This window comes from Actinomadura rifamycini DSM 43936 (assembly GCF_000425065.1).
GTDB lineage: Bacteria > Actinomycetota > Actinomycetes > Streptosporangiales > Streptosporangiaceae > Spirillospora > Spirillospora rifamycini.
Genome location: NZ_AULB01000012.1, coordinates 39,073 through 64,461 on the forward strand (window position 1 = coordinate 39,073; position 25,389 = coordinate 64,461).

Sequence of the window (25,389 nt, forward strand, 5' to 3'; positions counted from 1 at the left end):
ACTACTTAGGGTGCCCCTATGACCTTGCAACGTGCACCGGAGGCGGTCGGGGCCGGGTCGGCGGCGGCGATCAGCCTGCGGGGGGTCGTGAAGCGGTTCGGCGGCTTCACCGCCGTGGACGGGCTCGATCTGGAGGTGCCGTCCGGGATCTGCCTGGGGCTGCTCGGCCCGAACGGGGCCGGGAAGTCGACGACGATGAAGATGCTCACGGCGCAGGCGGTGCCGACCGCGGGGACGATCGAGGTGCTGGGGTTCCCGGTGCCGCGGGAGTCCAAGCGCGCGCGGGCGGCGATGGGGGTCGTCCCGCAGCAGGACAACCTCGACGAGGAGCTGACGGCCCGGGAGAACCTGGAGGTGTTCGCGCACCTGTACCGGGTGCCGCGCAAGGAGCGGCGCGGGGCGGTCGACGACGCGCTGGCGATCGCGCACCTGACGGAGCGCCAGGGCACGAAGGTGGACGACCTGTCGGGCGGGATGCGGCGGCGGCTGCTGATCGCGCGGGGGCTGGTGCACCGGCCGCGGCTGGTGCTGCTGGACGAGCCGACGGTGGGGCTCGACCCGCAGGTGCGGGCGGAGCTGTGGGGGCTGATCGACGGGTTGCGGGCGCGGGGCACGACGGTGCTGATGTCGACGCACTACATCGAGGAGGCCGAGCGGCTGGCGGACGAGTGCGCGCTGATGTCGCACGGCCGGGTGATCGCCCGGGGGACGCCGGCGGAGCTGGTCGGCGAGTACGCGGGCGAGCGGGCGGTGGAGCACTACGGGCCGCCGGACCGGCTGGCGGAGGTGGAGCGGCTGGCGCGGGGCGCGGGGCTGCCGACGCGGCGGACGGGCCCGTCGGTGTCGGTGCTGAAGGCCGAGACGATCGCGCCGTCGCTGGCGGACGAGCTGGGGGCGGACGGCGTCCGCCGCGCGGCCAACCTGGAGGACGTGTTCGTGGTGCTGACCGGGGAGAGCGTGGAATGAGCGGCGCGCAGGCGGAGCGGCTGCGCCGGTTCGAGATGGCGCCGATCCGGGGCGTGTGGCGGCACGAGCTGGCGCTGTTCAAGCGGTACTGGACGTCGCAGTCGTTCGCGTCGATGGTGGAGCCGACGTTCTTCCTGCTGTGCTTCGGCTACGGGTTCGGGTCGATGGTCGCGGTGATCGGCGACTACCGGTACCTGGATTTCGTGGCGACGGGCGTGGTGGGGACGGCGGCGCTGTTCACGTCGGTGTTCCCGGGGATGTTCAACGGCTACATCCGGCGGGTGTTCCAGCACACCTACGACGGGATGCTGGCGGCGCCGGTGGACGTGCACGAGCTGGTCACGGCGGAGGCGTCGTGGATCGCGGCGAAGTCGGCGGTGTACTCGTGCACGCCGCTGCTGGTGGCGCTGTTCTTCGGGCTGGACCCGTCGTTCGGGATGCTGCTGGTGCCGGTCGCGACGTTCTTCACGGCGCTGGGGTTCGGCCTGTTCGGGATGTGGACGTCGTCGGTGGTGCCGTCGATCAACTCGTTCGACTACGTGATCACGGGCGTGGTGACGCCGCTGTTCCTGATCGCGGGGACGTTCTTCCCGGTGGACGCGCTGCCGGCGTGGGCGGAGACGGCGTCGAAGCTGAACCCGCTGTACCACTGCGTGCAGTTGGTCCGGCACATGGTGTTCGGGATCGAGCCGCTGGCGGACCTCGGGCACCTGGCGGTGCTGGCCGGGTTCGCCGCGCTGATGTGGGTGATCGCGGTGCGGGGGATGCGCCGCCGCCTCATTGACTGACGGGTTCCCCGCTCTCTACGCTGACGCGAATCTTCCTCACGTTAGCGGGGGCGCATGGACACCAGGGACCGCCGGGCGCGCGCGTCGGCCTACACCGCGTTCGCCGTCCAGGGGCTGTGCTTCGCGTCGCTGGTGACGCAGGTGCCGCGGATCCAGGACGCGCACGGGCTGAGCGACGCGACGCTGTCGCTGGTGCTGCTGATGGTGCCGCTGGTCGCGGGCGCGGGCAGCGTCGCGTCCGGGGCGCTGTTCCGCCGGGTCGGCAGCGGGCCCGTCCTGCGGGTGTCGCAGCCCGCGGTGGCCGTGACGATCGTGCTGATCGGGCTGACCGGCGACAACGACCTCGCGCTGTACGCGGCGGTGGCGCTGTTCGGGCTGTTCGTCGGGGCGGTGGACGCGTCGATGAACGCGCAGGCCGTCGCGGTGGAGCGCCGGTACGGGATAAGCCTGATCACCGGCTTCTACGCGGTGTGGAGCGTCGCGGGGATCCTCGGGGGGCTGTGGGCGTCGCTCGCCAACGGCGTCGACCTGCCGCTGCCCGCCGGTTTCGGCATCGCCGCCGCCGTCGGGATCGCGGCGTCGCTGGCCACCGGGCACGGGCTGTACCGGCGCGCCGAGGAGGGCGACGGGCCGTCCGCCGCGGAGCTGAAGGCCGCCGGGCGGCGGGTGCCGTGGCGCCCGATCCTGGTGGTGGGCGCGGCGATGGCGGTGGCGTACCTCGCCGACTCGGCGATCTCCAACTACGGCGCGAAGTACCTCGACGACGAGCTGGGCGGGGCGGACTGGGTGGCGCCGCTCGGCTACGTCGCCTACCAGGTCGCGATGGTGGCCAGCCGGGCCGTCGCCGACCTGGCGGTGCGCCGCTCCGGCGCGGTCCCGGTGGTGCGGCTGGGCGGCGCGGTGGGCCTCGCCGGGATGGCCGGCGTGGTCGCGGCGCCGAACGCGCCGTTCGCGATCGCGGCGTTCGCCGTCGCCGGGCTGGGCCTCAGCGTGATCGCGCCGGTGTCGTTCACGGCCGCCGGACGGGTCGACCCCACGGGCCTCGGCGTCGCCGTGGCCCGGGTCAACATCTTCAACTACGTCGGGTTCGTCCTGGGCGCGGCCGTGGTGGGGGCGGTGGAGCCGCTGAGCGCGGACCACGGCCTGCGGTTCGCGTTCGCCGTCCCGGCGCTCCTGGTGCTGGTCGTGTTCGCGACCGCGAAGGGCTTCGCCCCCGCCCCGGCCGGGACGGACGCGCCGGACGCCGCGGCGCCGCGCCGTCCCGAGCCCACGGCGCCCTGACCGTCCAGGCACCGGCCGAGGCCGCCGCCGGGGACGGTCGGGCCCCCGGGGCGGCCGCCCCGGGGGCCCGGTGCTCCGGTCCCGCCGGGACCGGTCAGCCCTCCTCGAGCGCGGCGACGGCCCGCTCGCCCTCCGCCTGCGCCTCCTCGGGGGTCATGTCCTGGATCGCCCGGGCGAGCGCGACCTCGGCGGCGTCGGCCGCCGCACGCAGGGTCACCGCGTGCTCCTGCGCCCGCGCGAGGTCGCCCAGCCCCACGCAGTCGAAGGCGACCTGCCCGTCGTGCACGGCCATCTTGAGCTGCCGCGCCGCCTCTTCCAGACTCATCCGTACCTCCTACACCGGGAACCGTTGTCCTACCCGTGAGCCCCCGCTGCAACCGCTTGACCGAGCAGTTCCGCCGCCTTGACCAGGCGCCCCTCCCCCAGCCCGGCGTAGCCGAGGACGAGCGCGGGCGGCGCGTGCGCGGCCCGGCCGGGCGACCACATCGGGCGGCCGCCCGCGACCGACAGCCCGGCGCGGGACGCGCGGGCGACCACCCGCTCCTCGTCGCAGCCCGGGGGCAGCTCCACGTAGAGGTGGATGCCCGCCGAAACGCCGTGCACACGGGCGCCCGGGACGTGCCGCCGGACCGCGTCGGCGAGGGCGTCCCGCCGGGCCCGGTACCGGCGCCGCATGGCGCGCAGGTGCCGGTCGTAGCCGCCGGAGCGCAGGTACTCGGCGAGCGTGTACTGCGGCAGGACGGGCGTGCCGAGGTCGGTGTGCAGGCGGTGCGTCCGCAGGCGGGCGGCGAGCGGCGGCGGGACGGCCGCCCAGCCGAGCCGTATCGCGGGCGCGAGCGCCTTGCTGACGGACCCGAGCAGCACGACCCGCTCCGGATCGACCCCCTGCATGCAGCCGACGGGCTCCCGGTCGTAGCGGAACTCGGCGTCGTAGTCGTCCTCGATGACCAGCCCGTCGGCGTCCCGCGCCCACGCGATCAGGGCGGCGCGCCGGGCCGGGGACAGGACGACGCCCGTCGGGTACTGGTGCGCGGGCGTGACGAGCACCGCGCGCGCGTCCGTCCGGGCGAGGGCCGCGACGTCGATGCCCTGCCCGTCCACCGGGACCCGCACCAGCCGGACGCCGGTGGCCTGCAGCATCGGGAGCTGCCGGACGCTCGTCGGGTCCTCGACGGCGAGCACGGCGCGGCCGTCCGCGCGCAGCAGCCGGACCAGCGCCGACAGGGCGTGCGCCACCCCGTTCGTCACGACGACCCGGCCGGGGTCGGTGTGCGCGGCGCGGACGCGTCCGAGGTAGCCGGCCAGCTCGGTGCGCAGCACGAGCGCCCCGGCGGGGTCGGGGTAGGCGAGGGCGTCGTCCGGCAGCGCCTTCAGCGCGGCGCGTTCGGCGGCCAGCCAGCGGTCGCGGGGGAACGCCGCCAGGTCGGGGCGGCCGGGCCGCAGGTCGTGCTCGACGGGGGTGCGCGCGGCCGGCACGGGGGGCGCGGACCGGACGGGCGGGGCGGTCGGGGGGTCGTCGGGGCGGGCCAGGGGCGCGATCCGGGTGCCGTCGCCGCGCCGGGCGACCAGGAAGCCCTCGGCGGTGAGCTGCTCGTAGGCGGCGACGACGACGCCGCGGGACACGGCCAGGTCCCGGGCGAGGTCTCGGCTCGACGGCAGCCTGGTCCCGGCGGTCAGCCGGCCGGACCGGACGCCCGCGCGGAAACCGGCGGCGATCTGCGCCGCCAGCCGCCCCGCGGACCGGTCGAGTGGGAGATGAAGGTCGGTCACACCTCGTTCAGCGTCCGAAGGTATGACTTGTGTCACGGACCGGCCATTGGTCCATGATCTGACGACATCGTCGCCTTCTTCGGCGGACCTTCCGACGCCCCCGCCGCTCCGCCGGACCGGAGTCGTACCCTGTGAGGCGGCCCCTATCGGAATCGCGCGAGGATCTGCCTGAGATGCCTGAGTTCTCCTACACCGACCTGCTGCCGCTCGGAACGGACGACACCGACTACCGCCTGCTCACCACCGAGGGCGTCTCCACCTTCGAGGCGAACGGACGAACGTTCCTGCAGGTCGAGCCGGAGGCGCTGCGGCTGCTCACCGAGACCGCCATGCGCGACATCTCGCACCTGCTGCGCCCCGCCCACCTCGCGCAGCTCCGCAAGATCCTGGACGACCCGGAGGCGTCGCCGAACGACCGGTTCGTCGCCCTCGACCTGCTGAAGAACGCGGGCATCTCGTCCGGCGGGGTCCTCCCGATGTGCCAGGACACCGGGACCGCGATCGTCATGGGCAAGCGGGGCCAGCACGTCCTCACCGACGGCCGGGACGAGGAGCACGTCTCGCGCGGCGTCTACGACGCGTACACGCGGCTGAACCTGCGCTACTCGCAGATGGCGCCCGTCTCGATGTGGGACGAGAAGAACACCGGCAGCAACCTCCCCGCGCAGATCGAGCTGTACGCGGCGCCCGGCGACGCCTACAAGTTCCTGTTCATGGCCAAGGGCGGCGGCAGCGCGAACAAGTCGTTCCTGTACCAGGAGACGAAGGCCGTCCTGAACCCGAAGCGGATGATGTCCTTCCTCGAGGAGAAGATCCGCTCCCTCGGCACCGCCGCGTGCCCCCCGTACCACCTGGCGATCGTCGTCGGCGGGACGTCCGCCGAGTACGCGCTGAAGACGGCGAAGTACGCGTCGGCGCACTACCTCGACTCGATGCCGACCGAAGGCTCCCCCCTGGGGCACGGCTTCCGCGACGTCGAACTCGAGCAGCAGGTGTTCGAGCTGACGCAGAAGCTCGGCATCGGCGCCCAGTTCGGCGGCAAGTACTTCTGCCACGACGTCCGCGTGATCCGGCTGCCGCGCCACGGCGCGTCCTGCCCGGTCGCCATCGCCGTCTCGTGCAGCGCCGACCGGCAGGCCCTCGCCAAGATCACCGCCGAGGGCGTCTTCCTCGAGCGCCTCGAGACCGACCCCGCGAAGTACCTGCCCGACACCACCGCCGACCAGCTCGACGACCAGGTCGTCCAGATCGACCTGAACCGGCCGATGGACGAGATCCGCGCCGAGCTGTCGAAGTACCCGGTGAAGACCCGGCTCTCCCTCACCGGTCCCCTCGTCGTCGCCCGCGACATCGCGCACGCCAAGATCAAGGAGCGGCTGGACGCGGGCGAGCCGATGCCGCAGTACATGCGCGACCACGCCGTCTACTACGCGGGCCCCGCCAAGACGCCCGAGGGCTACGCGTCCGGCTCGTTCGGCCCCACCACCGCCGGGCGGATGGACTCCTACGTCGAGCAGTTCCAGGCCGCCGGCGGCTCGTTCGTCATGCTGGCCAAGGGCAACCGCTCCCAGCAGGTCACCGACGCCTGCAAGACGCACGGCGGCTTCTACCTGGGCTCCATCGGCGGCCCCGCCGCCCGCCTCGCCCAGGACTGCATCAAGAAGGTCGAGGTCCTCGAGTACCCCGAACTGGGCATGGAGGCCGTCTGGAAGATCGAGGTCGAGGACTTCCCGGCGTTCATCGTCGTGGACGACAAGGGCGAGGACTTCTTCGCCGACACCTCGGGCCCGGTCCTCACCATCGGCCGCCGCTGACGCACCGCGGTCGCCCTCCGGTCCTGGGAAGAAAGTCGTGTTTTGCGAGGGTGGGCGGGGTGGGGTGGGGGCGATAGATCACGGTATCGCCCCCAAATCCAACTTCGTCGTGAGACTGCCGGATGACCGGATGGCTACTCCGGTATCTTTTCGCCCATGTCACAGTCTGAGCGCCTCGTTCTCGCGACGCGCTACCGGCTGGTCTCGGAAATAGGCCAAGGTGCCAACGGCACCGTGTGGAGAGGCCACGACGAGCTCCTCGACCGCGCCGTGGCGATCAAGGAGCTGCGGCTCCCCGAGGACCTCTCCGAGGACGACCGGGTCGTCTTCTACCGGCGCACCCTGCGGGAGGCGCGGGCCCCGGCGCAGTTGCGCACGCCCTCGATCGTCGAGGTGTACGACGTCGTCATCGAGCAGGGGCGGCCCTGGATCGTGATGGAGCTGATCGAGGCGCCGAGCCTCGAGGAGCTCATCGAGCGGTCCGGGCCGCTGCCGCCCGACCGGGTCGGGCACATCGGCCGCAAGCTGCTGGACGCGCTGGGCACCGCGCACCGGGCCGGGATCGTCCACCGCGATCTCAAGCCGAGCAACGTCCTGCTGGACGGCGACCGGGTGGTGCTCACCGACTTCGGGCTCGCGTTCTCGTCGGGGTCGGCCAGCCTGACGAAGACCGGGCACTTCATGGGCTCCCCCGCGTACGTCGCGCCCGAGGTCGCGGCGGGCGAGAAGGCCACGCCGCGGTCGGACCTGTGGTCGCTGGGCGCGACGCTGTACGCCGCGCTGGAGGGGCGGCCGCCGTTCGAGCGCGACAACGTGATGGCGACGCTCAGCGCGCTCGCGAACGAGCCGGCGCCGGTTCCGGCGAACGCGGGGACGCTCGGGCCGGTGATCACCGGGCTGCTGGAGAAGAACCCGACGCGGCGGCTCAGCCACGCGCGGGCGGCGGACCGGCTGGAGCGGGCGATGTCCGGGCCGCGGTCGGGACGGCGCCCGGCGACGCCCCGGTACCGGCTGACGGTCGTGGCGGCGCTCGTCGCGGCGACCGTCGCGTCCTGCGGGGTCGGCGCGACGGCGCTGATCGTCGGGATGATGCGGGAGGGGCCGGAGTCCCCGGCGACGCCGCCCGCGACGGCGAGCGGCGCGGCGGGCGCGGGCGTCCCGGCGGGCGTCGCGTCCAGCACGCTGGTGGTGCGGGCGAAGAGCGGCGCCTGCAAGATCTTCGTGTCGGTCCCGGGCGAGGCGATGACGGTGCTCAGCGACGAGACGCTGGCCCGCGGCGAGGCGCGCAAGTACGACCACCAGCGGCTGAACGCGGTGCTCTACGACGCCTCGGCGTGCGACGTGTGGGTGAACGGGCGGCACGAGCCGGGGGGCGCGCCGGGCGAGCGCAAGAACCTCACCGTGACGCGGACCATCGGGGGCTGAAGGTCACGGCCCGCGGGGGAATGTCCCCGCTCCGGGGACGGCTGTCCCGAGAGGAGCGGGGAAGGACCCCGGCGGGAGGTGTCGTAGATGACCGAGGATTTCCGGATCGAGCACGACTCCATGGGGGAGGTCCGGGTTCCGGCGTCGGCCAAGTGGCGGGCGCAGACCCAGCGGGCCGTGGAGAACTTCCCGGTCTCCGGGCGGACGCTGGAGCCCGCGCACATCGCGGCCCTCGGCCGGATCAAGGCCGCGGCGGCGGTCGCGAACGCCGAGCTGGGAGTGCTGGAGGACGCTCTCGCCGCGGCGATCGCCGACGCGGCCGGGGAGGTCGCGGAGGGGAAGTGGGACGACCAGTTCCCCATCGACGTGTTCCAGACGGGCTCGGGCACGTCGTCGAACATGAACGCGAACGAGGTCGTGGCGACGCTCGCCGAGGAGCGGCTGGGACGCCCGGTGCATCCCAACGACCACGTGAACGCGTCGCAGTCGTCGAACGACGTCTTCCCGTCCTCGATCCACGTCGCGGCGACCGGGGCGGTGGTGGACGAGCTGATCCCGGCGCTGCGGCACCTGCGGGACGCGCTGCACGCGAAGTCCCGCGAGTTCGCGACCGTCGTGAAGGCGGGCCGGACGCACCTGATGGACGCGACGCCCGTGACGCTCGGCCAGGAGTTCGGCGGGTACGCGGCGCAGGTGAACCACGGGGTGGAGCGGCTGGAGGCGGCGCTGCCGCGGCTGGCGGAGCTGCCGCTGGGCGGGACCGCGGTGGGCACCGGGATCAACACGCCGGACGGCTTCGCGGCGCGGGTGGTCGCGGAGCTGGCGCGCGCGACGGGGCTGCCGCTGACCGAGGCGCGCGACCACTTCGAGGCGCAGGGCGCGCGGGACGGCCTGGTGGAGGCGAGCGGCGCGCTGCGGACGGTCGCGGTGAGCCTCACCAAGATCGTGAACGATCTGCGCTGGATGGGGTCGGGGCCGCGGGCGGGGCTCGCGGAGATCCGGCTGCCGGACCTGCAGCCCGGTTCGTCGATCATGCCGGGGAAGGTGAACCCGGTGATCCCGGAGGCGGTGGCGCAGGTCGCGGCGCAGGTGATCGGGAACGACGCGGCGGTCGCGTTCGGCGGCGCGTCGGGCAGTTTCGAGCTGAACGTGATGCTGCCGATGCTCGCCCGGAACGTGCTGGAGTCGGTCACGCTGCTGGCGAGCGCGTCGCGGCTGCTCGCGGACCGGTGCGTCGCGGGGATCGAGGCCGACGCGGAGCGGATGCGCGAGTACGCGGAGTCGTCGCCGTCGATCGTCACGCCGCTCAACCGGTACATCGGCTACGAGGAGGCGGCGAAGGTCGCCAAGCAGGCGCTCGCGGAGCGCAGGACGATCCGCGAGGTGGTGCTGGAGCGGGGGCACGTGGACGCCGGGCGGCTGACGCTGGAGCAGCTCGACGCGGCCCTGGACGTCCTCGGGATGACGGGCGCCCGCTGAGGGGCGCCCGTCCCGGGGTCAGTACGAGCCGTTGTCCAGGAAGTTGTTCCAGGCGCCGCAGGGGGTGTCGTACCGGTCCTTGATGTAGCCGAGGCCCCACTTGATCTGGGTGCGGGCGTTGTTCTGCCAGTCGGGACCGGCGGAGGCCATCTTGGAGCCGGGGTTGGCCTGCGGGATGCCGTACGCGTCGGAGTAGGGGTTGTCGGCGTGGACGTTCCAGCTGCTCTCCTTGTCCCACAGCTTGACGAGGCAGCCGAACTGGCCGTCGCCGCTGAAGCCGAAGTCGGGGAGCATCGCCTTGGCGATCTGCTGGGCCTCGCCGGCGGGCACCGGGTCGGTGACCTTGGCGGTGGAGCCGCCGCCACCGCCGTCGTCGTCGTCGCGCTTCGCGGGCGACTTCGTCGGCGTGGGCTTCTTGGTGGGCAGCGGCTTGCCGACGGCCTGGAGCTCGAGCTTCTCGCCGCCGTCCTGCCGGACCTGCTGGGCGGCCCGTTCGAGCGCCTTCTCGTGCCGGAGCTTCTCCAGGACCTTCGGGTCGATCGTGGGGGTGGGGGCGGCGGCGTCGGCGAGCGGCCGGGCCGGCCCGACGGTGGTCTCGCCGTCGCCGGTCAGCGCGAACGCGGCGACCGTCCCGCCGCCGACCACGACGGCCGCGCCCGCGGCGATCGCGGCGGCGCGGAGCCCGTTGCGGCGCGCCGAGCCCTTCCCCGCGGCCCGGCGGCGCCCGCCGCGCCCGCCCGTCCGGCGGGGGGCCGCCGCGGGCGGCTCGGCGACGGGCAGGTCCCATGCGGTGTCGTTCGGGTCGGCCGGTCGCTCCGGGTCGCCGGGGACGGCCGCGAGGCCGAGCGTGTCGCCGCCCGGTGCGCCGCCCGCCGTCCCGGGCTCGGCCGCGGGGGACGGTCCGGCGACGCGGACGTCCTCCTCGTGCGGGAGCGGGCGCGGGTGCTGTCGTTCGTCTCGCCTAGGGGACCCGGGACGGTCTCCGGACAAGGCGGTCCTTCCGACGGTCGCGCGCGCATGGGCACGCGCGCGAGCGGCTTCCACCCCCCGCCGCCCGTGCCGTCCGAAGGCGGGACGGCCGCGGCCCGGAGCGGTCCGGGGCGCCGTGCGTCCCGCGTGCGGGGCGGCGCGGCGGCCCGGTGCACCGCTCTGGGGGTGCTTACGGGGAGCCACAATGCCCGAGGCCGAGGGCCGCTCCGCAACCGAAACGAGACATGAGCCGACGGAGACCGCGTTGTCAACTTCCCGGTGACGCCCCGGAAACCGCCGTCCGACCTGCGGTTCGGTGACGCTCTCCGGCACCCTGTGACCTTCGCCACAGATCAACTCACGGGCGCGCGTCGATCACGGTCGGTACAGGGCGGTGTGGCGCGGACGACACCGCCCCGGCGACCGCACGGTCACCGGGGCGGCACGCTGCGCGACGGCGGGTCAGCCCGTGACGTCGCCCAGCATGTCGGTCACCAGCTCGGCGATCGGCGAGCGCTCGGAGCGCGTCAGCGTCATGTGCGCGAACAGCGGGTGGCCCTTCAAACGTTCCACCACCGCGGCGATGCCGTCGTGGCGGCCGACCCGCAGGTTGTCGCGCTGCGCCACGTCGTGCGTCAGCACCACCCGGGAGCCCGCGCCGATGCGCGACAGGACCGTGAGCAGCACGCCGCGCTCCAGCGACTGCGCCTCGTCGACGATGACGAACGAGTCGTGCAGCGACCGGCCGCGGATGTGGGTGAGCGGGAGCACCTCCAGCATCCCCCGGTCGAGGACCTCCTCGATGACGTCCGGGGTCGTGACGGCCGACAGCGTGTCGTAGACGGCCTGCGCCCACGGCGACATCTTGTCGTTCTCCGAGCCCGGCAGGTAGCCGAGCTCCTGCCCGCCGACCGCGTACAGCGGCCGGAAGACGACGACCTTGCGGTGCCGCCGCCGCTCCAGCACGGCCTCCAGGCCCGCGCACAGCGCCAGCGCGGACTTCCCGGTGCCCGCGCGGCCGCCGAGCGAGACGATGCCGACGTCCTCGTCCATGAGCAGGTCGAGCGCGATCCGCTGCTCGGCGGACCGGCCGCGCAGCCCGAACACCTCCCGGTCGCCGCGCACCAGCTTCACCGACTTGTCCGGCAGCGTGCGGCCGAGCGCGGACCCGCGCTCCGACAGCAGCCGGAGGCCGGTGTGGCACGGCAGGTCGCGCGCCTCCTCGATCTCGCCCCGGCCCGCCTCGAACAGGTCGTCGACGACGCCGCCCGGCAGCTCCAGCTCGCGCATCCCGGTCCAGCCGGACTCGACGACGGCGAGCTCGGCGCGGTACTCCTCGGCGGCCAGGCCGACGGCGGACGCCTTCACCCGCATCGGCAGGTCCTTGGAGACCAGGACGACGTCGCGGCCCTCGCGCGCGAGCCACCCGGCCACCGACAGGATCCGGGTGTCGTTGTCGCCGAGCCGGAAGCCGTCCGGGAGGACGCTCGGGTCGGAGTGGTTCAGCTCGACGCGGAGCGTGCCGCCGACGTCGCCGTCCGGGCCCTCGATCGGCAGCGGCTCGTCCAGCCGGCCGTGCGCGAGCCGCAGGTCGTCCAGGGTGCGCAGCGCCTGCCGGGCGAAGTACCCGAGCTCGGGATGGTGCCGCTTGGCCTCGAGCTCGGAGATGACGACGATGGGGAGTACGACCTCGTGCTCGGCGAACCGGGTCATCGCCCCCGGGTCGGCGAGCAGGACGCTGGTGTCGAGGACGTACGTGCGCCGCGTGTCCGGAACGGAGGTCCCGGAAGCGGTCCCGGTCGAGCCGGGGCGGCGCGCGGAGGTTGTGGCCACTCGATCTCCCTGACTATGGGGGAACTACCGGTGGCGCCGCAGTCCGCCCCCGTGCGGCCGCGTCCCCCGGTCCGGGGGCGGCCTTGGGCGGTGGGGGTCGGAGGCCGACCGTCAGGTACCGTAGCGCCGGTGCCGCGCGGCATACGAGCGTATGGCCCGCAGGAAGTCCACCTTGCGGAAGTCCGGCCAGTGGACCTCGCAGAAGTAGAACTCCGAGTGGGCGCTCTGCCAGAGCATGAAGCCGGAGAGACGCTGCTCCCCCGACGTGCGGATGACCAGGTCGGGGTCCGGCTGGCCGCGCGTGTAGAGATGCTCCGCGATGTGCTCCACGTCGAGGGACTCGGCGAGTTCCTCGATGCTGGTGCCACGGCTCGCCTGCTCGACGAGCAGAGAGCGCACCGCATCAGCGATCTCACGCCTACCCCCATACCCAACCGCGACGTTCACAATCAGGCCCGGGGCGTTCGATGTGGCTTCGGCGGCGTCTTTCAGGACGCGGGCGGTCTCGGCGGGCAGCAGATCGAGGGCGCCGACCGGCTTGACGTGCCATCCCTCGGCGGCCAGGCCGCGGACGGTGTTCTCGATGATCCGCAGCAGCGGTTCGAGTTCGTTCGCGGGGCGGTTGAGGTTGTCGGTCGACAGCAGCCAGAGCGTGACCAGCTCGACGCCCGCCTCGGTGCTCCAGTGCAGCAGCTCGGAGATCTTCCGGGCGCCGGCCTGGTGCCCGGTGTTGACGTCGGCGAGGCCCATCGACCGGGCCCAGCGCCGGTTGCCGTCCAGGATGACGCCGACGTGGCGGGGCGTGACGTCGGTCGGCAGGGACGACTCGACGCGGCGCTCGTAGATCCGGTAGACGACGTCGCGGAACGCCGCGTACGGGCCGCTGCGGCGGACCGCGGTGGACAGCGGGCCGTCGCCGGTGCCGGCGCCCGCGATGCGCTCGCGCACGGCGTCCCCGCCCTTGCGGCCCCCGCCCAGGGGGCCTCCGCGCACGCGGTCCCCGCGCGCGCCGTCCCGGTTCCTGCGCGTTCGCCGAATCCCCATGGTGGGCGTCCCTTCGAGCGGTCGTCCCGTGCGGGAAGGACGCTCAATTATGGCGCGACGGCGGCACCTCTCCGGCACCTCTCCGGCCGTCCCGCTGCTCTGAGGCTAACGCGCGGGGCGCCGGTTTCGTCCGGTTCGGCCCGCTCCGGCCAAGCTCTGGACGGCCGGGATCGGACCGGTCCGGCGGGTCTGCGGGCGCCGCTGCAGGCGGTCGGCCTCGACGAGCAGGCCGTCCAGGAACCGGACCAGCTCGGTGGAGGTGAGGACGGCGCGGACGCCGCGGCCGCCCGCGCCCCACGCCTCCAGCACGGCGCGCCGCGCGACCCGCCAGCGCCCGGCGGCGGACTGCTGCCGCCCGACCCACAGCGAGGACGTCCGCACGGTGCAGCGCAGCTCGCCGGTGCTCATCACGTCGCCGCGGTCGCGGTAGCGGAACGCGAACAGTTCGGGGCCGCGCGCGGCGGCGCCGTCCCGTCCGGCGTCCCGGCCGGGGAAGCGGTCGTCGGGGTCGGGCCAGCGGGCGGCCTGCGGGGAGCCGTCGGCGCGGGCGGCGGCCAGCCGGGCGGCGGCGTCGGCGAGGAAGTAGCCGCAGCGCTCCCCGACCGCGCCGAACACGGCGCCGTCGCGGCGCAGCTCGAGGGTGACCTCGTAGGGGGCGCCGCCGCGGTCGAACGACGGCACGGGCAGCACGGTGAGGGCGGAGCCGTCCAGGCAGCGCAGCGTCCTCACGCCCCCGGCCCCCTTCCGATCACGGCGGTATCCCCGCACCCTAGGCGAGGTCACGACCATGATCACATCCACCGGAGCCCGGGATCGGGCAATGAAACCGCTCCGGCGGGTCGCGCCCGCGGGCCGGGGGCCGCGGTCAGGGCTTGGGACCGGCGGCGCGGGCGCGCTCGACGTGCTCGAGGGCGGCGCGCAGCTCGGTCAGCCACTCGTCGGTGTTGCGGCCGACGAGCCGGACGCACCAGGCGAGCGCGTCGCTGCGGCTGCGGGCGACGCCGGCCTCGACGAGGGTGTCCAGGACGCGGCGCTCGGGCTGCCGCAGCCGGGTCATGACGGGCACGGACAGGGTGGTGAACATCTCCCGCTCCCCGCCGCAGTCGACGCCCCACGACACCTTGCGCCCGAACCGCCGCTCGGCCTCGCGCGCGATGGCGATGCGCTCGTCGCGGGTGTCGGCCCGGAACCGCCGGACGTGCCCGGCGACGAGCGCGGCGCGCTCCGCCGCGGAGACGTCCGCGGCGGCGCCGGGTTCGCGGAGGCGGCCCACCACGCCCACCTCCTCGCGGTCGAGGACGATCTCGATCCTCCCCTCGAACCAGTCCTCCGGGAGCCGCCCGGAGAACCAGCCCCGCAGCTCCTCCACCGCTTCGCTCGTACTCATGTAATCAAAATTACAACCCTACGGGGGACGGCGCCAGCCACCCGGCCTTGATCATTCCCGCGCGCCGACGGCCGCGGCCGGCCGCACGGCCGTCACGAGCCGGGCGGGCAGGGCGGTGGCGGCCAGGGCCGCCGCGCCGCCCAACGCCAGGACGGCCAGATGGGCGCCCGGCGGGACATGCGGGGCCCCGCCGGTCATCCCGCGCGCGAACGCGGTCAGGACGGCGAAGGCGATCGCGGTGCCGAGGACGCCCGCGACGAGCACCATCGAGCCGGTCTCCCAGCCGAGCATCCGCAGGAGCTGGCGGCGGGTCGCCCCGGCGAGGCGCAGCGCGGCCAGCTCGCGGGCCCGGTCCGCGGTCGCCATCGCGAGGGTGTTCACCACCGCGATGGCGGTGAACGCGATGATCAGGGCCATCGCGACATAGTTGACCTGGGCGTTCGCCGCGGCCCGCGCCTCGGCGAGGGCCCCCGCGCCGGCGGCCGGGACGCCGCCCGGGAGCGCGCCCGCGACGAGCAGGGTGCCGCGCGGGTCGTCGACGTGCGCGGCGACGACCTCGTGGGCGAGGGTGAGGTCGCCGAACCCGAGGCCGCGCCCGTACACCGCGACGACCGTCGGCTCGATCGGCGTGCCGTCGCCGAGCGTCAGCGGCAGCCGGTCCCCCGGCCCCACGCCGAGCCGTCCGGCGGCCGTGGTGCTCACCGCGACCGTCGACGGCCCCAGAGCGTCGAGCGACCCCGCGCGGACGTCCAGGTCCAGGGTGTGCCGCAGGCCCTCCGGTGTCACGCCCTGGGCGGCGTAGTTCTCCAGGCCCACCCGGACCGTGCCGCGCACGACCTCGGTGACGGCGGTGACGCCGGGCGCCGCGCGCAGCTCCTCGGCCGCCGCGTGCGGCACGCGCGGGCCGACCACGTGGTCCGCGACCGTCCCCCGCTCCGCCTGCCGCGTCGCCGCGTGCCCGAGGGTCGTCTGCGCGAACAGGATCGTGGCGGTCAACCCGATCATGAGGGTGAGCGGGGTGACGACGGACGCGACCCGCCGCGCGTCCATCGCGAGGTTCGCCGCGGCGAGGTGCCCGCCGCCGGGGAGGCGCCGCAGCGGGACGGCGAGGACGGCGACGGCGGCGCGGGCCAGCGCGGGGCCGAGCAGCGCGACCGCGACCGTCCAGACGAGCGCGGTGAGGACCGTGACGGGACTCGACGCGGCCTCGGTGTCCAGGTTCGCGAGCACGAGCGTCAGGACCGCGCCGCCGGCCGCCGCGGCGAGCCCGGCGGCGACGCGCGGCGCGCCGAGGCGGGCCGGGCGCAGCGCCGCGTCCCCGAGTGCCTCGACCGGACGGACCCGCGCGGTGCGGCGCCCGGCGACGCGGGCGGCGGCGACGGCCGCGGCCGCGGTGGCGAGCACGGCGGCGAGCGGCGGGACCGGGCCGACGACCAGGTCGAGGTTCGGCGGGAGGGCGCCGAGGCCGCGGAACCGGTCCCGCAGCCAGAAGGCGAGCGGGAGCCCGCAGGCCGCGCCGAGCGGCGCGGCGGCGAGCCCGACGAGCAGCGCCTCGCGGCCGATCATCCGGCGGACCTGCCGCGGCGTGGCCGCGACCGCGCGCAGCAGCGCGATCTCCCGCTCCCGCTGCCGCACCGACAGCGCGAACGTCCCGGACACGACGAGGACCGCGACGAGCAGCGACGTGCCGCCGAGCGCGCCGCCCATGCTGATCAGGTCGATCCGCGCCTCCTCCGCGCCGAGGAACTCGGTCCTGCCCCGGTCCGTCCCGGTGCGGACGGTCGCGGACGTGCCGCGCACCGCGTCCCGCACCGCCCGTTCGGGGCCCCATGCGCCGATCGCCGCGACCCGGCCGTCCCGGCCGGCCAGGCGGCGGGCCTGCTCCGCCGAGAAGAACAGCGCGGCCTGGTGGTCTCTGACCTGGGCGTTCACGGACCAGAGACGTGATCACCGGGCACCCGTGACCTCGTCATGGGTCGTACCGTGACGGCGCCGGACTGATACACCTAAAGCGTGATCAAGGTGCTTCTGGCGGACGACCACCACGTCGTCCGCAGCGCCCTCGCCGCCCTGCTGAACCTGGAGCCCGACCTGGCCGTGGTCGCCGAGGTCGAGCGCGGCGACGAGGTGCTCCCGGCGGCGGCGCGGGCCGAACCGGACGTCGCCGTCCTCGACATCGGCATGCCGGGCATGGACGGGCTGGCGGCCGCGGCGGCCCTGCACGAGGCGGCGCCCGCGGTCGCCGTGCTCGTCCTGACCGGGCACGGCGGTCCGGGGCACCTGCGCCGGGCGCTGACCGCGCACGTGCGGGGCTTCCTGCTGAAGACGGCGCCGCCGGAGGAGCTCGCGGACGGCATCCGCAAGGTCGCGGCCGGGGAGCGGGTCCTCGACCCGCGGCTCGCGCTCACCGCGTGGGACCTCGCCGACAACCCGCTCACCCCCCGCGAGACCGACGTCCTGCGGCTCGCGGCCGAGGGCGCGGAGGCGCCGGAGATCGCCGCGCGGCTGCACCTGTCGGCTGGGACGGTCCGGAACTACCTGACGGCCGTCGTCGCGAAGCTCAACGCGCGCAACCGCACGGACGCGGCCCGCATAGCGCGCGAGGCGGGCTGGCTCTGAACGCGCCCGCATCGGACGGGCGTCAGGCGGGGCTTGTGATGGTCGCTTCCAGCCGGAAGCGGCCTTCGCCGTCGGCGCGCGCGCTGAGCGTGCCCTGGTGCGAGGCCAGGCGGGTGGCGAGGTTGCCCAGGCCGGAGCCGGGCGGTGTGCGGGGCGCGCGCGGGTCGAGGCCGTCGTTCTCGACGGTGAGCCGCACCGTGGCGCCGTCCCCCGCCGTCGCGATGGCGCAGCGCCCGGCGCCGCTGTGGCGCAGCACGTTCGTCACCGCCTCCCGCAGGACCGTGCCGAGCACGGCCGACGCGGCCGCGTCCAGCTCCGGGTGCCGCAGGTCGGTCTCGACGTCCACGCCCGCGGCCCCCAGGACCGAGCGGGCCGACCGCACCTCGCCGTCCAGCGTCAGGCCGGCGGCGCCGCCCGCGGCCGCGGCCAGGTCGGCCCGCGCCCGCGCCGCCATGTCGACGACCTCGGCCAGTTCGGCCCGCGCCCGCGCCGGGTCGGCGGCGGCCAGCCGCCGGACCAGCTCGCACTTCAGCAGGATCGCGGCGAGGGTGTGGCCGAGCAGGTCGTGCAGGTCGCGGGCCGCGCGCAGCCGTTCCTGGACGGTCGCGGCGCGGGCGAGCTCCTCCCCCGCCGCGCGCAGGTCGCGCACCGACCGCGCCAGCTTGACCAGCCCGTACACCACCAGACCGGAGACGAGCGTGCTGACCGCGGCGTTGCCGGCGGCGGCCGCGCCGTGGCCGAGCAGGTGCGCGGCGGCCCCGGCGGCCGCCATCGCCGCCGCCACCGGGAGGACGGCCGCCCGCAGCGGCAGCGCGACCAGCAGGACGCCCGCGAGCAGGCCGGTCACGCCCAGCCCGAACGTCGCCACCGGTCCGGGCCAGGCGGCGGCCTCCCCGGAGAGCTGCAGCAGGAGCTTGCCGACGAAGGCGGCGACCACGGTCGCGAGCAGCGTCACCGACATCCGGTAGGCGGTCCGGTCCGGCAGCGCCACCGGCCGCTCGCCCGCCGGGACGGCCGCGTCGACGGTGAACCGCCCGTCCGCGGCGAGCCCGGCGGCGAACGCGCCGCCCGCCGACCGGACGCGTTCCGCCGCGGGCGCGAGCGCCTTCGCGCCCTGGGCCGCCGTCCGGACGCCGTCGTTCGTCACGCGCAGCCGCACCAGGCCGCCGTCCTCCGAGGTCTCGATGGCGCAGTGCTCCGCGCGGCCCTCCCGGACGACGTCCGTGACCGCCTCGCGCAGGACGAGCGCCAGCAGCGCCCCGGCGGGCCCGAGGGGCTCGCGGTGGCCGCTGCGCACGTCCGTCCGGACGCCCGCCGCCTCGAGCAGCGCGCGCGCCGCCGCCGCCTCGGGGGCGAGGGACATGCTCCGGAAGTCGGCCGCCGCCGCGCGCGCGTCGTTGAGCGCCCGCCGGGCGACCGGGAGGACGGCGTCGATCTCGGCGGGCCGGTCGAGCGCCCGGCGGCTGCCCTCGGTGACGGCCGCCAGCCCCTCCCCGAGGCCCCGGTTCAGTTCCGCCGCGATCCGCAGCCGCTCCCGCTCGATCGCCGCCATCGTGAGCGGCAGCCGCGCCGCCGCCGTGTCGTCCACGCGCTCCGCCAGCCGGACGAGGCCGTAGACGACGAGGCCCATCAGCCCGATGGTGATCGCGGCGTCGGCGGGCGCCCCGCCCCGGGCGGCCTCGATCGCCGCGCCGGTCGCCACGACCGGGACGGCGAGCGCGCGGCCGCGCGACAGCAGCAGGGTCCCGGTCGGGAAGCCGAGGAGGCCCGCGGACGCGCCGCACGCGACCGCCCCGTACGCGAGCGCCGCCTGGGCGGCGGCCGTCGCGGCCGTCCGGGGGCCGCGCGGCCGTGCGAGGCGGGCCAGCGCGGCGGCGAGCACGCCGAGGACCAGGACGGCCGCGGCCGCCGCCGCGACCGGTCCGCCGGTGCGCGACGGCGCCGCGAGGACGTGGACGCCGGCGAAGGCGGCCATGACGGCACCGGCGATGAGCCGTGCGCGCCCGCTCTCGGACACCGGTTTCCTCCCGAAACGCCCCTGCCGGAGCAGTCTCCCACCCCCGCCTCCTGACGGTCAGGTGGGGAAGGAGCGGAAGAACGCGCTCGGCGGATCGCCCTCCGTGTCCGCGGCTTCTTGCGCTCCCGCAGCGGCGTTCCTCGGCCGCCCGCCGTGGCCCGTCAGCCGATGCTGGCGGCGATCTGGTCCGCGACCTGCTTGGCGCGCTGCGGGTTCACCCGCACGGCGCCCTTCATGTTCTTCGTGTAGACGTTCTGCACCTGGACGACCGTGCCCCGCCGCGGCGCGGCGATCATCTTGCCCTCGCCGATGTACAGCGCGATGTGCGAGATGTAGCCCGGGGCGGTCGGGTCGTTCGCCCAGATGAGCATGTCGCCCGGCTCGGCCTTCTCGTAGGGGACGACCCAGCCGGCGCGGGCCTGGTCGGCGGCGACGCGCGGCAGCGTGATGCCCGCGCGGGCGAACGCGTACTGCATCAGCCCGGAGCAGTCGTAGCCGCCCTCGGCCTCGGACTCGCCGCCCCACACGTACGGCCAGCCGCGCCGGCTCGCCGCCGCCTCGATGACCGTCCGCACCTGCCCGGCCGTCATCACCCGGCCGTTGGACTCCGGCACCGACCCGGCGGACGGCGTCTCCAGCTCGGGCGTGACCGGGACGGCCTTGGCGCCCTTCGGCAGCCCCTTCTTCAGCTTCTTGATGAACGCCTTCGGGTCGGCCTTCGGCACGCTGATCAGCATCGCGTTGCCCGTCGGCACGCCGAGCCGCTCCGCGGCCTCGTGCGTGATGACCGCGTCGACGTCGGGGATGCCCATCGTCGCGTACGCGCCGACCCGCATCGTCTGCTGCACCTTCGCGCCGCCGACCGGGACCCGGCTCCCGAGCCGCACCCCGCCGTCGTTGCCCATCGTGAACGAGATCGCGACGTCGCCGCCCGCGATGTTGCGCCACAGGTCGTCCGACTTCGCCGTCGGCTCGGGCGTGTAGGCGCGGAACGTGGACGGGTTCACGCCGAGCACCCCGACGCGTTCGCCCGCGACCACGCCCTGGACGGCGTCGACGACCTCGACGCCCTGCACGCCCTTGGCGGCGCGCACCTTCTGCACCAGCGCCGGCGCCAGCGTGGCCGGCGCCGCCACCAGCACGTGCGGCTCGAGCCGCTTCCCGAGCGGCGCGACCGCCTCGGGGGACACGTCGTCGAAGCTGCCCGCGGCGGCGACGTAGTCCGCGCGGGCGGGCGCCGCGGGCGCCGGGCCGGCGGCGGGCCCGCCCCGCACCAGCAGCACCGTGACGTTCGCGCCCAGCGTCGCCGCGACCGAAACGCCGATGATCGTCGGTAGCACCCGGCGGTTCGGCTTTCGCACTGGCACGCTCCTCGTCGGTCGGGCTCCGGGCTCGGACCCGGACTGGGCCGTGCCCGCACGGGCGGAGGCCCGCACGGCGTCCGCCGTCCGGATACCCGGCCCCGCGCCGAGCACCCTCGTCCGTCTTCCCCCATCGGGTAAGCCCCCGATAGTGCTACCAATAGGTAACACCACGGCAGCAGGAGATCAACGCCACATTCCCACAAAGTGGACGGTTACTTCAATTGGCCACGGAGTTCGCGTTTCAGGGCGTCTGTGGACGTTACGGGGAGGCGGCAGACGAACCCGCGGCACACGTACGCGGCCGGTGCGCCGTCGACCGGGAGGCGGCCCTCCAGCAGCGGCACCCCGTCCTGGCCCGGCTCCCCCACGCTCACGACCGCGCCCGGCGCGACCGCCAGCAGCGCGGTGCGGTGCAGGGCGCGGGTGCGCGGGTCGTCCCGGCCGCCGATCACCGCGATCTCCACCGGGCCCGTGGCGAGGGCCTCGGCCACCGCCAGGCCCCAGCCCGCGAAGCGGGCGTGCCGCGCGGCGAGCGCCGCCGCCGGGGCCAGCGCCTGCTCCGCCGCCTCCCGGTGCCGGTCCGAGCCGGTCAGCGCGGCGAACGACAGCAGCGCGCCCGCCGCCGCGAACTGCCCGGACGGCGCCGCGTTGTCGGTCGGGTCCTGCGGGCGCCGGAACAGCCGCTCCGCATCGTCCGCGGTGTCGTAGAAGCCGCCCTCGCCGTCGGTGAACCGCTCCAGCACGGTGTGCAGCAGCTCCCCCGCCAGCCGCATCCGGCCGGGGTCGCCGGTGACGGCGTGCAGCGCGAGGAGGCCCTCGGCGACGTCGGCGTAGTCCTCCAGGACGCCCGCGTTCGCGCCCGCCGCACCGTCCCGGGACGTCCGCGCGAGGCGCCCGTCGCGCTCGTGCACCGCGACGAGGAGCGCGGCGATCTCCTCGGCGGACCTGACCAGATCCGGCCGGTCGAACATCGCCCCGCACTCGGCGAGCGCCGCGACCGCGAGGCCGTTCCACGCCGCGACGACCTTGTCGTCGCGCGCCGGGGGGACCCGCCGCGAGCGCGCCTCCAGCAGCGCCGTCCGGACGCGCCCGTACCGCTCGGGGTCGTCGGGGTCGGCGAGGAGCTGCAGGACGGACGTGCCGTGCTCGAACGTCCCCGTCACCTCGAACAGGCCCTCGGCGTACGCGCCGTCGTCGTCGCCGAGGACCTCGCGGAGCTGCGCGGGCGTCCACACGTAGTACTTGCCCTCGACGCCCTCGCTGTCGGCGTCCAGCGCGGACGCGAGGCCGCCCTCGGGGGTCCGCAGGTCGCGCAGCATCCAGTCGCACGTCTCCAGCGCGATCCGCCGCGCGAACGACGACCCCGTCAGCCGCCACCAGTGCGCGTACACCCGGGCGAGGAGGGCGTTGTCGTACAGCATCTTCTCGAAGTGCGGGACGACCCACGCCGCGTCCACCGAGTACCGCGCGAACCCGCCGCCGAGCTGGTCGTACATGCCGCCGCGGGCCATCGCCTCCAGGGTGTGCCCGGCCATCGCGAGGGCTTGCGCGTCGCCCGTCCGGGCGTGGTGGCGCAGCAGGAACTCCAGCGCCATCGACGGCGGGAACTTCGGCGCCCCGCCGAACCCGCCGCGGGCCGCGTCGTAGGACGACGCGAGCACCTGCACGGCGTGCGCGAGCCGCTCGCCGTCCGGGGCCTCGCCGCCGCCGAGCCCGGGACCGCCGGAGCTCAGCGCCTCCACGACCTTCTGCCCCTGCCCGGCGACCTCGTCGCGCTGCTCCGTCCACGCCTTGTGGACGGCCTGCAGCAGCGACCGGAACTGGGGGCGGGGGAAGTAGGTCCCGCAGTAGAACGGGTGGCCGTCCGGGGTCATGAACACCGTCATCGGCCAGCCGCCCTGGCCGGTCATGGCCTGCGTGGCCTCCATGTAGACGGCGTCGACGTCGGGCCGTTCCTCGCGGTCCACCTTTACGTTGACGAACAGCTCGTTCATCATCCGCGCCGTCTCTGCGTCCTCGAAGGACTGGTGGGCCATCACGTGGCACCAGTGGCACGCGGCGTAACCGACGGAGAGGAGAATCGGCACGTCGCGCTCTCGGGCCTCGGCGAAGGCGCCGTCGGACCACTCCCACCAGTCCACCGGGTTGTCGGCGTGCTGCAGCAGGTACGGGCTGGTCGCGTCCTTGAGCCGGTTCATGCCCCCGATCCTGCCCGATCCGGGCGCCGCCTCACCCTTCCCGGAGGGCCGCCACGGCGGACTCGATGGCGCGGTGGAAGGTCGGATAGGCGTAGATCATCTCCCGCAGGGCGGTGACCTTGGCCTCCGTGTGGACGGCGACGGCGAGGGCCCCGAGGATCTCCCCGCCGGCCGGGCCCGCGGCGGTGGCGCCGACGAGCACGCCCCACTCGGTGCTCTCCACCAGCTTGATGAAGCCGTCGTTGCCCGACTTGTGGATGAACCCCCGCGACGAGGCCGACAGCTCGACCGTCCCGGTGCGGACCGGCAGGTTCTGGTCCCGCGCCTGCGCCTCCGTCAGCCCCACCGCGCCGATCTCCGGCTCGGTGAACGTGACCCGCGGCACCGCCCGGTACGACGCCGGGGAGCCCTCCTCGCCGAGGATGTCGCGCACCGCGATCGCCGCCTGGTACATCGACACGTGCGTGAACTGGCCCTTGCCGGTGATGTCGCCGACCGCCCACACCCCGTCGGCCGCCCGCATGTTGCCGTCCACCGGCACGGCGCGGGCGTCCTCGTCCAGGCCGACGTGCTCCAGGCCGAGCCCCCGCAGGTTCGGGCGCCGGCCGGTCGCGACGAGCAGCCGGTCCGCGACGATGGCCCCGCCGTCCGCGTGCAGGGTGAACTCGTGCCCGTCATAGGCGACGCGGTCGGTGCGCAGCCCGGTGCGGACGCCGATGCCCTCCCGCTCGAACACCCGCCGGACGAGCTCGCTCGACTCGGGCTCCTCGCGGGCCAGCAGCCGGTCCTCGGCCTGCACCACCGTCACCCGCGTCCCGAACCGGGAGAACGCCTGCGCCAGCTCCACCCCGACGACCCCGCCGCCGAGGACGACCATCGACGCGGGCGCCTCCGTGGCCTGCACGGCCTCCCGGTTCGTCCAGTACGGGGTGCCGTCCAGCCCCTCGATCGACGGCGACGCGGGCGACGTGCCGGTGTTGAGCAGGATGCCGCGCCGCGCCCGGAACGTCCGCCCGTCGACCGCCACCTCCCGGGGCGCGGTGATCCGCCCGCGGCCCCGGACCAGCTCGACGCCCTTCCCGGTGAGCCGGTCGGCCGCGACCGTGTCGTCCCACGAGTCCGTCGCCTCGTCCCGGATCCTGGCCGCGACGGGCGTCCAGTCCGGCCGGACGGCCGCGTCGCCCGCCATCCCCGGGATCCGCTCGCCCTCCGCCACCAGGCCAGCGGCCCGCACCATCATCTTGGTCGGGATGCACGCGTAGTACGGGCATTCGCCGCCGACCAGCCGCGACTCCACCGCGACCACCGACAGGCCCGCCTCGGCGAGCCGCCCCGCCGCGTCCTCGCCGCCCGGCCCGAGCCCGATGACGACGACGTCCACTTCCTCGGTCATGATCGCCATCCTGCCCCGGATCCGGGGGTGTCACCCGTCAGGTGCGGCGCCGCGGCATCGCGATCCGGTCGAGATCGCGCACCAGCGCGATCTCCCCGTCGAACACGGCCGCCGCCTCGTCCCGGAACCGGTGCTCCTCGTCGGGCCGGTACCGCTCGGAGAAGTGCGTGAGCACCAGCAGGCGCACCCCCGCGTCCGCCGCGACCTTCCCGGCCTGCGCCGCCGTCAGGTGGCCGTATTCGGCCGCGAGCCCCGCGTCCGCGTCGAGGAACGTCGACTCGATGACGAGCATGTCCGCGCCGTCGGCCAGTTCGCCGACCCCGTCGCACATCCGGGTGTCCATCACGAACGCGAACTTCTGCCCGCGGCGCCGCACGCTGCACTCCTCGAGCGTCACCACGGACCCGTCGGCCCCGGTCACCCGCCCGTCCTCCTGCAACCGCCGCACGTCCGGGCCCCGGACGCCCCGCGCGGCCAGGCGCTCCGGGAGCATCGTCACCCCGTCGGGCTCCGCCAGCCGGTAGCCGTACGCCTCGACAGGGTGCGACAGCCGCCGCGCGACGAGCGTGAACGGCGCGTCCCCGACGTCGAGCGCCGTGCGGTCGCCCGACACCGGGCGCTCGACGACGACGTCGGTGTCCCGGAACACCGACGCGTGCCGCAGCCGCTCCCAGTACCGCGCGCCGCTCGCGGGGAACGCCGCGCGCACCGGGTGCTCGACGCCGTCCCGCGCGATCCGCTGCACGACCCCCGGCACCCCGAGGCAGTGGTCCCCGTGGAAGTGCGTCACGCAGATCCACGTGACGTCGTGCGCCGACAGGCCCGCGCGCGTCATCTGCCGCTGCGTGCCCTCCCCGGGGTCGAACAGCAGGCCGTGCCCGTCCCAGCGCAGCAGGTAGCCGTTGTGGTTGCGGGCCTTCGTCGGCACCGCGCTGGCGGAACCCAGCACGGTCAGGTCGCGTGCGGACATCTGTCCATGGTGCCGCCCCGATCCGCCGGTAAGCACCCGGTTATCCTGGCGGCCCGTCTTCAGCGCCGTCTA

The 25,389-nt window shown here is 75.1% G+C and carries 20 protein-coding genes; 7 read left to right on the forward strand and 13 right to left on the reverse strand.

Features of this window, described 5'->3' with window-relative positions; translation table 11 throughout:
• Positions 1–18 precede the first annotated feature (18 nt).
• From H505_RS0111875 to H505_RS41360, 3 genes are read left to right on the forward strand one after another with little or no spacing between them, the layout of a single operon-like run.
• Entirely contained in the window at positions 19–966 is a 948-nt protein-coding gene (locus tag H505_RS0111875; protein WP_084550147.1) for an ABC transporter ATP-binding protein, read from the forward strand.
• Positions 963–1,754 carry an ABC transporter permease gene (locus tag H505_RS0111880; RefSeq protein WP_026402167.1) on the forward strand — a complete coding sequence of 264 codons (792 nt, stop codon included), beginning with the start codon at positions 963–965 and terminating at the stop codon, positions 1,752–1,754. Before H505_RS0111875 ends, H505_RS0111880 begins: the two co-directional genes overlap by 4 nt.
• A 54-nt stretch (positions 1,755–1,808) precedes the next feature.
• Positions 1,809–3,035: an MFS transporter gene (locus H505_RS41360; protein ID WP_034517667.1), complete on the forward strand. Its 1,227-nt coding sequence runs from the start codon at positions 1,809–1,811 to the stop codon at positions 3,033–3,035.
• Between the two features lie 94 nt (positions 3,036–3,129).
• Here the strand turns inward: H505_RS41360 and H505_RS0111890 are convergent, their stop codons facing one another.
• Positions 3,130–3,360, reverse strand: coding sequence for a hypothetical protein (locus tag H505_RS0111890; RefSeq protein WP_026402168.1), 231 nt, complete (start codon positions 3,358–3,360; stop codon positions 3,130–3,132).
• A 29-nt stretch (positions 3,361–3,389) separates the two neighbouring features.
• Positions 3,390–4,805 (reverse strand): MocR-like pyridoxine biosynthesis transcription factor PdxR, encoded by a 1,416-nt coding sequence (gene pdxR / locus H505_RS0111895; protein WP_026402169.1) that lies wholly within the window; start codon positions 4,803–4,805, stop codon positions 3,390–3,392.
• A 173-nt stretch (positions 4,806–4,978) separates the two neighbouring features.
• Here pdxR and H505_RS0111900 point away from each other — a divergent pair, with 173 nt between their 5' ends.
• From H505_RS0111900 to H505_RS0111910, 3 genes are all read left to right on the forward strand, one after another.
• Positions 4,979–6,619 (forward strand): fumarate hydratase, encoded by a 1,641-nt coding sequence (locus tag H505_RS0111900; RefSeq protein WP_026402170.1) that lies wholly within the window; start codon positions 4,979–4,981, stop codon positions 6,617–6,619.
• 156 nt (positions 6,620–6,775) lie between these two features.
• A complete protein-coding gene (locus H505_RS47545; protein ID WP_084550150.1) occupies positions 6,776–8,044 on the forward strand; it encodes a serine/threonine-protein kinase in 1,269 nt (422 codons plus the stop codon).
• Positions 8,045–8,131: 87 nt separating this feature from the next.
• Positions 8,132–9,523 carry a class II fumarate hydratase gene (locus tag H505_RS0111910; RefSeq protein ID WP_026402171.1) on the forward strand — a complete coding sequence of 464 codons (1,392 nt, stop codon included), beginning with the start codon at positions 8,132–8,134 and terminating at the stop codon, positions 9,521–9,523.
• A gap of 18 nt (positions 9,524–9,541) precedes the next feature.
• On the opposite strand, the gene H505_RS41370 is transcribed toward H505_RS0111910, so the two are convergent.
• The 6 genes from H505_RS41370 to H505_RS41375 all read right to left on the reverse strand — a co-directional run bounded on the left by H505_RS41370 (position 9,542) and on the right by H505_RS41375 (position 16,688).
• Entirely contained in the window at positions 9,542–10,513 is a 972-nt protein-coding gene (locus H505_RS41370) for an aggregation-promoting factor C-terminal-like domain-containing protein (protein WP_245592489.1), read from the reverse strand.
• Between the two features lie 441 nt (positions 10,514–10,954).
• Positions 10,955–12,325: an RNA 5'-3' helicase PhoH2 gene (locus tag H505_RS0111920; RefSeq protein ID WP_026402172.1), complete on the reverse strand. Its 1,371-nt coding sequence runs from the start codon at positions 12,323–12,325 to the stop codon at positions 10,955–10,957.
• A 111-nt stretch (positions 12,326–12,436) separates the two neighbouring features.
• On the reverse strand, positions 12,437–13,231 hold the full coding sequence (locus H505_RS0111925; RefSeq protein WP_051300606.1) for an isoprenyl transferase: 795 nt from the start codon (positions 13,229–13,231) through the stop codon (positions 12,437–12,439).
• Between the two features lie 243 nt (positions 13,232–13,474).
• Complete coding sequence (locus H505_RS0111930) at positions 13,475–14,098, reverse strand: hypothetical protein (protein WP_051300574.1); 624 nt, start codon at positions 14,096–14,098, stop codon at positions 13,475–13,477.
• A gap of 136 nt (positions 14,099–14,234) precedes the next feature.
• Complete coding sequence (locus H505_RS0111935; RefSeq protein WP_026402175.1) at positions 14,235–14,756, reverse strand: hypothetical protein; 522 nt, start codon at positions 14,754–14,756, stop codon at positions 14,235–14,237.
• Positions 14,757–14,807: 51 nt separating this feature from the next.
• A complete protein-coding gene (locus H505_RS41375; RefSeq protein WP_051300575.1) occupies positions 14,808–16,688 on the reverse strand; it encodes an ABC transporter permease in 1,881 nt (626 codons plus the stop codon).
• A gap of 81 nt (positions 16,689–16,769) precedes the next feature.
• Between H505_RS41375 and H505_RS0111945 the strand changes: the two genes are divergently transcribed.
• Entirely contained in the window at positions 16,770–17,375 is a 606-nt protein-coding gene (locus H505_RS0111945) for a response regulator transcription factor (protein ID WP_026402176.1), read from the forward strand.
• Positions 17,376–17,397: 22 nt separating this feature from the next.
• Here H505_RS0111945 and H505_RS0111950 read toward each other — a convergent pair whose 3' ends face one another.
• The 5 genes from H505_RS0111950 to H505_RS0111970 all read right to left on the reverse strand — a co-directional run bounded on the left by H505_RS0111950 (position 17,398) and on the right by H505_RS0111970 (position 25,317).
• On the reverse strand, positions 17,398–19,392 hold the full coding sequence (locus tag H505_RS0111950; RefSeq protein WP_051300576.1) for a sensor histidine kinase: 1,995 nt from the start codon (positions 19,390–19,392) through the stop codon (positions 17,398–17,400).
• Positions 19,393–19,553: 161 nt separating this feature from the next.
• Positions 19,554–20,753 carry a C40 family peptidase gene (locus H505_RS0111955; RefSeq protein WP_026402178.1) on the reverse strand — a complete coding sequence of 400 codons (1,200 nt, stop codon included), beginning with the start codon at positions 20,751–20,753 and terminating at the stop codon, positions 19,554–19,556.
• A gap of 215 nt (positions 20,754–20,968) precedes the next feature.
• Complete coding sequence (locus tag H505_RS0111960) at positions 20,969–22,954, reverse strand: thioredoxin domain-containing protein (RefSeq protein WP_026402179.1); 1,986 nt, start codon at positions 22,952–22,954, stop codon at positions 20,969–20,971.
• Positions 22,955–22,985: 31 nt separating this feature from the next.
• The gene (locus H505_RS0111965) at positions 22,986–24,347 is read right to left on the reverse strand and encodes a dihydrolipoyl dehydrogenase family protein (RefSeq protein ID WP_026402180.1); all 1,362 of its coding nucleotides are present in this window, start codon (positions 24,345–24,347) and stop codon (positions 22,986–22,988) included.
• A gap of 37 nt (positions 24,348–24,384) precedes the next feature.
• A complete protein-coding gene (locus H505_RS0111970) occupies positions 24,385–25,317 on the reverse strand; it encodes a ribonuclease Z (protein WP_026402181.1) in 933 nt (310 codons plus the stop codon).
• Positions 25,318–25,389: the final 72 nt, after the last annotated feature.

Coding starts and splice junctions, on each gene's coding strand:
- H505_RS0111875 (WP_084550147.1), top strand. CDS start 19: ATGACCTTGCAACGTGCACCGGAGGCGGTCGGGGCCGGGTCGGCGGCG.
- H505_RS0111880 (WP_026402167.1), top strand. CDS start 963: ATGAGCGGCGCGCAGGCGGAGCGGCTGCGCCGGTTCGAGATGGCGCCG.
- H505_RS41360 (WP_034517667.1), top strand. CDS start 1,809: ATGGACACCAGGGACCGCCGGGCGCGCGCGTCGGCCTACACCGCGTTC.
- H505_RS0111890 (WP_026402168.1), bottom strand. CDS start 3,360: ATGAGTCTGGAAGAGGCGGCGCGGCAGCTCAAGATGGCCGTGCACGAC.
- H505_RS0111900 (WP_026402170.1), top strand. CDS start 4,979: ATGCCTGAGTTCTCCTACACCGACCTGCTGCCGCTCGGAACGGACGAC.
- H505_RS47545 (WP_084550150.1), top strand. CDS start 6,776: ATGTCACAGTCTGAGCGCCTCGTTCTCGCGACGCGCTACCGGCTGGTC.
- H505_RS0111910 (WP_026402171.1), top strand. CDS start 8,132: ATGACCGAGGATTTCCGGATCGAGCACGACTCCATGGGGGAGGTCCGG.
- H505_RS0111935 (WP_026402175.1), bottom strand. CDS start 14,756: ATGAGTACGAGCGAAGCGGTGGAGGAGCTGCGGGGCTGGTTCTCCGGG.
- H505_RS0111960 (WP_026402179.1), bottom strand. CDS start 22,954: ATGAACCGGCTCAAGGACGCGACCAGCCCGTACCTGCTGCAGCACGCC.
- H505_RS0111965 (WP_026402180.1), bottom strand. CDS start 24,347: ATGACCGAGGAAGTGGACGTCGTCGTCATCGGGCTCGGGCCGGGCGGC.
- H505_RS0111970 (WP_026402181.1), bottom strand. CDS start 25,317: ATGTCCGCACGCGACCTGACCGTGCTGGGTTCCGCCAGCGCGGTGCCG.